This window comes from Arthrobacter sp. Y3223164, assembly GCF_059091005.1.
In genome coordinates, this window is the sequence record NZ_JBNHGF010000192.1 from 1 (window position 1) to 5,265 (window position 5,265).

Genomic DNA, 5,265 nt, shown 5'->3' on the forward strand with positions numbered 1-5,265 from the left:
GGCCGGGGTCGTCGCTGGTGGAGTGCGGGCCCCGCCGGTACGTCATGGCTTCCACGACGGCCGGCCCGTTGCCCGCCCGGGCATGGGCGAGGGCGGCGGCCGTCGCCTGGTGGACAGCCACGGCGTCGTTGCCATCCACCTGGAGGGACGGCATGGCGTAGCCGACGGCCCGGGCGGCAACCGAGCCCCCGGCCACCTGGCGCTCCGTCGGCACCGAGATCGCAAAGCCGTTGTTCTGGATGAAAAAGACCACGGGAGCCTTCATGACCGCGGCGAAGTTCATGGCTTCGTGGACGTCGCCCTGCGAGCTGGCGCCGTCGCCGAAGTAGGTGATGGCCACGCCGAGTTCTCCGGCCGGGGCGCCGGAAAGCGTCTGCCCGTGCGCCCAGCCGACGGCGTGCAGCACGGAGCCTGCCACGACGGCTTGGATCGGGGCGAAACGGGTGGCCTGGGGATCGTAGAGCCCGCCGTGCCAGGTCGCCTTGTGGGTGGACATGTACTCGACCATGTCCACGCCCACCGTCCGGGCCACGCCCATCTCGCGGTAGGTCGGGAAGACGAAGTCACGGGACATGTCCAGCGCATACCCGCTGCCCACCTGGGCGGCTTCCTGTCCGAGTTCCGGTGCGTAGCCGGGAATCAGGCCCTGGCGCTGCCACCGAATGGCCGATTCGTCCAGGTGGCGGACCGACACCATCAGCCGGTAGAGCTCCTTGAGGTCCTCTGCGGACAGGTCGGGCCGGGCCGACGGGTCCAGGGAAAGAACGCTGCTCATGCCTGCTCCTCCACGTAGTCATGGTGCCGCCGCCTCCCCGCGGGGGAGGAGCGCGACGGCTTCACTTGCTTACGGTGACACTAATCACCCGACACGGAGTGCGCAATCTGCCATGCGATCACCAAACAGTGTGCACAGTTAGCTGCCCTTGATGGTAATAGCTATAAACAGATTGCAAACCGCTAACGGCGAGGTGAGCTTTCGGCAGGTGTTCGGCGCGCGGCGATTTTGGCAGCTGCAGCTATCGCGGCGATCAGCACCAGGGTCGAGAGCAGCTGGATTCCCGTTGTCGGGGAGAAGAAGCCAAGCACCAGGATGGCGGCCAGCAGGGCAAGGCCCGCGTACGTCATCGCCGGGAAGCCCCGCATCCGGAACGGCAGCTCCGTGCCTTCGCGGTCGGCCCGGCGGCGCAGCACCAGTTGGGACAGCAGGACGATCCCCCAGACCACCAGGCACGTGGACCCGACGACGTTTAGCAAAACCGGTAAGACGCGCTCGGGGAACAACAGCTCGAGTACGGCCGCCACAAAACCAAACGCCACGGACGCCATTACCGCCCTGACGGGAACCCGCCGGGTGCTGAGCCTTCCGAGGGAAGCGGGCGCCTCGTTCCGTTCCGAGAGAGAGAAGATCATCCTGGATGCGCCGTACAGGTTGGCGTTGAGCGCCGAGAGCAGCGCTACCGCGGCGACCAGGGTGATGGCCACATCTGCGCCGGGGATCTGGGCGATCGAGAGCACCGCGGCAAAGGGCGAGGCCAGTGCCTCCGAATCCCAGGGCACCGTCAGCGCGATCACCAGCACCGAGCCGAAGTAGAACACCAGGATGCGCCAGACGACGGTCCGGATGGCCTTCGCCACGCTGGCTCCCGGGTTTTCCGTTTCCGCGGCCGCAACGGCGACGATCTCGGTCCCGCCAAAGGCAAATATCACCACCAGCAGCCCGGCGCCGATGCCGGCGATGCCGTTGGGGGCGAAGCCGTCCTCGCCGAAGATGACGCCCAACCCGGGCGACGGGACATTGGGCAGCCAGCCGAACAGCAAGGCGGCGCCGATGGCGAGGAACCCCAGGATGGCGATGACCTTAAAGATGGCGAACCAGAACTCGAATTCTCCGTAGTTGCGCACCCCGAACAGGTTGACCGCGGTGAAGACCACCATGAACACCAGCGCGAGCAGCCAGACGGGCAGCGCCGGCCAGACCGTGGCCAGCAAGCCCGCGGCGCCCACTGCTTCGGCCGCGATCACCACCACCAACTGCAGCCACCAGAGCCAGCCGATGGTGGCGCCGGCGGTGCGGCCCAGCGCCTTCTCGGCGTACGTCGAGAAGGCACCGCTGCTGGGGTTGGCGGCGGCCATCTCGCCCAGCGCCCACATCACGATGATCACCAATGTGCCCGCGAGCAGGTAGGAGATCAACACGGCCGGACCGGCGGCTTGGATGCCCGCTCCGGAGCCCAGGAAGAGCCCGGCACCGATCGCGCTGCCCAGTCCCATCATGATCAGCTGGCGCTGCTTCATCCCGTGGCCGAGCCCGGCGGGCGGTCGGGCGCCCGGGTCGCGGTGGTGAGTGGCGGTAAAACGCGGCATCGACTGTCCTGTCGTTTGGCGAAAGCAGCCCGTAAGCTGACAATTTGTCTAGCAGTGTCCCACAACTGGCGGCACCGAACCCGAAAGGACGCACAGCGTCATGCAGATCGACTCTCTCGATGCCGATATCGTCACGCTGTTCACGGAGGACCCGCGGATGTCCGTTCTGGAAGCGTCCCGGGTGCTGAAAGTAGCGCGTGCCACAGTACAGGCCCGGCTGGACAAGATGCAACGCGCCGGCGTGACGGCGGGCTGGGGGCCGCGGCTTTCGCCCGAGGCACTGGGGTACGTGGTGCGAGCCTACTGTTCGTTCGTGATCCGGCAGGAGTCCGGGCACGACGCCGTGGCCGCCGCGCTCGCCGACATTCCCGAGGTGCTGGAGCTGCACACCGTCTCCGGTGAAAGCGACCTGCTGGCTTGTGTCGTCGCCCGGTCGAACGCGGATTTGCAGCGCGTGCTCGACCAGGTCATGGCGACCAATACGGTGCTGCGTTCGTCGTCCGTGATCGTGCTTAACAGCCACTTCCGGGAGCGGACCCTTCCGTTGGTCCAGGCCGCCGCCGATCCCCGCTGACCCCGGAGGAAAGGGCGGCGCCGCCGTCGTCGACGTCGACGTCCCGGATGACCGCCACACGGCCGAGCCCCGCGGCGGTTCCGGCAATCACCGCGCAAATGGCAGGCAGCGGAGCCGTGCCCGAAGCCAGCAGGGCGGCGGTTCCCCACGTGAGTGCGGCCAGCCCTGCTGCAAATACGAGCACATGCACCCACTGCCGGCGAACCGGGCGCAGCAGCAGGCCCAGCAGCAGCGCGAAGGGGCGCCCAGCAGGGCGGCGAAGAAAAAGCCGATCGTCAGCACCAGGCCCCAGAAGCTGAGGGCAGCGGAGTGCGGCGACGACAGCTCGTCGATGATGCTCAGGACCAGCGATATGACGAACCACGCCCCGACGGCGACCAACCAGCCCTTGATGAAGGCGTAGCGGCCAAGGATGACGCGATGGTGCGGCGGGCGTTCCTTCCTGCCATACCTGCGCCGGAGGATTTCGTTGTTGTCCGGTGGCACGAACCGCCGCCGTCCCCGTGGGTGCATGGCTGAAGCCTAGCCCGGGGAGTCCGGCGCCACGCGGGCGGCCACGCCGGAATGCCGCTGTGCGTCCATTCCCTCGTGTCAGTCGGAGGTTGTCGGCTCCGGCTTTTCCAGTGCGGCGAAGGGCGCAAGGTCCCGTCGGAAGTTCTCGATGTCGCGTTCCGACAGCGCGGTGGCGCCGTAACCCAGCGTGATCGATCGAGGTGCCCACCCGTGCTCCGCGGCTTCTGCGGCTGCCTCGCCGGACGGGTCGCGGGACACATCCAGCAGAGTGATCGACAGCCACTGGGAATCTGCCTGTGCCGCTCCGCTCCACACCCAGTACTCGTCCGGATCATCGGTTCCGAAGCGCTCACGCTGTTCCCGCTGCCAGGTTTCTTCGTCGCCGTGCGGCGATGACTGGTGATCGAAAACCAGCGCATCGAAACCATGGTCCGCGAGTATCCCGTTCACCATGTCAACGATGCGCTGCCAGTCTTCAGGCGCCGGGGGAGCGGACCCGCTGATGCGGTTGGTGGAGTTGTAGGTGGAATACGCGGACTTGCCGCCGTACCCGTTTCCCTCCTGCGGATACCAGCCCGCTTCCCCGTCGCCCCGCCAGCGCAGCCCGTACTCTCTGCTGAGCGCGGATTCCACGTCGGACAAAAGGGCTTCCGCCAGTGATTCGGTCTGCTCTCGGGTAGGCCCAGACAGTATTTCTTCGGCTGAAATGTGGGCGTGGCCCGGATAATCACGCCAGTCCACAGTAGTCTCACGACCGCTCGTGTCGATGTAGGTGGTGGTGGGCGAGGCCGAACAACCAACGAGCAGGGCGACGACGAAAAGCCAAAGACCCGTGGGCGCGGGCCACCTGGGGCGCGCGGGTCGTGCTGTCTGCATCCGTACCCTTCGAAAGAGGTTTGCCAATAAGTTCCCACGGTAGTGGGGGAAAAGCAGTAGCGGTACGAACACGCGGGCCAGCCGGAGATACAAGGGCGGGAGGCCTGCCCCGGTCCGCCATGATCCCGGCGCCGTCACAAATCGCCGGCGTTGGAGTGTGATTGGGTCAACATGACCATAACCGGCTAGAATGAGTTCTAGTCACTGTGACTTTTACTCGAAACCGGGGAGGAGGCGGCCATGCCGATTCACGCGGCCAATGTGTCGGAGCGGGCGCAGCAGCCCCCTGAACTGGCCATCTCCACGGTCATCTTCGCCCTTCGTCCGGACCAGGAGGCGGGTCGCCCCACCTTGTGGCTGCCGTTGGTCCGCCGTACCCGCCAGCCCTTCCGGGACCTGTGGGCGCTGCCCGGCGGTCCGTTGAGTGCGGCCGAATCCCTCCAGGACGCCGCGGCCCGGAACCTTGAGGAGACCACCGGCCTGCAGCCGAGCTACCTGGAGCAGTTGTATGCGTTCGGCGGCCTGGACCGCTCACCGGCGCAGCGGGTGGTCTCCATCGTCTATTGGGCGCTGGTGAAGCCGGACGAGGCGGCACTGGCCCGCGAAACCGAGAACGTGCGCTGGGTCCGCGCCGATGAACTTGGCCAACTGGCGTTTGACCACAATCAGATCGTGGACTACGCGCTGTGGCGGCTGCGGAACAAGGTGGAATACAGCTCCATCGCGTATGCCTTCCTGGGATCCACTTTCACACTGGCCCAGGTCCGCGAAGTGTACGAGGCCGTGCTGGGCAAGCAGTTGGATCCCGCCAACTTCCGCCGCCAGCTGCGGGCGACCCCGGACATCGAACCGACCGACGAGTACCTGCAGGGCGGCCGGCACCGGCCGCCCCGGCTCTACCGCTACACCGGCAGCGCCGCGCAGCTCAGGGGCAGCCC

The 5,265-nt window shown here is 66.9% G+C and carries 6 protein-coding genes; 2 read left to right on the forward strand and 4 right to left on the reverse strand.

The window, feature by feature from the left end; translation table 11 throughout:
* On the reverse strand, positions 1-775 hold a 775-nt coding region (locus AC5RUJ_RS10445; protein ID WP_494155837.1), incomplete at its 3' end, for a thiamine pyrophosphate-dependent enzyme.
* 182 nt (positions 776-957) lie between these two features.
* Positions 958-2,364: an amino acid permease gene (locus tag AC5RUJ_RS10450; protein WP_494128758.1), complete on the reverse strand. Its 1,407-nt coding sequence runs from the start codon at positions 2,362-2,364 to the stop codon at positions 958-960.
* 100 nt (positions 2,365-2,464) lie between these two features.
* On the opposite strand from AC5RUJ_RS10450, the gene AC5RUJ_RS10455 reads away from it, so the two are divergent.
* Positions 2,465-2,938 carry an Lrp/AsnC family transcriptional regulator gene (locus AC5RUJ_RS10455; protein WP_493979767.1) on the forward strand — a complete coding sequence of 158 codons (474 nt, stop codon included), beginning with the start codon at positions 2,465-2,467 and terminating at the stop codon, positions 2,936-2,938.
* An 87-nt stretch (positions 2,939-3,025) separates the two neighbouring features.
* Here AC5RUJ_RS10455 and AC5RUJ_RS10460 read toward each other — a convergent pair whose 3' ends face one another.
* Both AC5RUJ_RS10460 and AC5RUJ_RS10465 read right to left on the reverse strand, forming a co-directional pair.
* Positions 3,026-3,451 (reverse strand): hypothetical protein, encoded by a 426-nt coding sequence (locus tag AC5RUJ_RS10460; protein ID WP_494155838.1) that lies wholly within the window; start codon positions 3,449-3,451, stop codon positions 3,026-3,028.
* A 78-nt stretch (positions 3,452-3,529) separates the two neighbouring features.
* Positions 3,530-4,093: a hypothetical protein gene (locus AC5RUJ_RS10465; protein WP_494155839.1), complete on the reverse strand. Its 564-nt coding sequence runs from the start codon at positions 4,091-4,093 to the stop codon at positions 3,530-3,532.
* Between the two features lie 474 nt (positions 4,094-4,567).
* Here AC5RUJ_RS10465 and AC5RUJ_RS10470 point away from each other — a divergent pair.
* Positions 4,568-5,265, forward strand: a 698-nt coding sequence (locus AC5RUJ_RS10470) for an NUDIX hydrolase (RefSeq protein WP_494155840.1), incomplete at its 3' end; no start/stop codon positions are given.

Bases quoted from the DNA above. Each gene is read 5' to 3' on its own strand.
- AC5RUJ_RS10450 (WP_494128758.1), bottom strand. From the start codon at position 2,364: ATGCCGCGTTTTACCGCCACTCACCACCGCGACCCGGGCGCCCGACCG.
- AC5RUJ_RS10455 (WP_493979767.1), top strand. From the start codon at position 2,465: ATGCAGATCGACTCTCTCGATGCCGATATCGTCACGCTGTTCACGGAG.
- AC5RUJ_RS10460 (WP_494155838.1), bottom strand. From the start codon at position 3,451: ATGCACCCACGGGGACGGCGGCGGTTCGTGCCACCGGACAACAACGAA.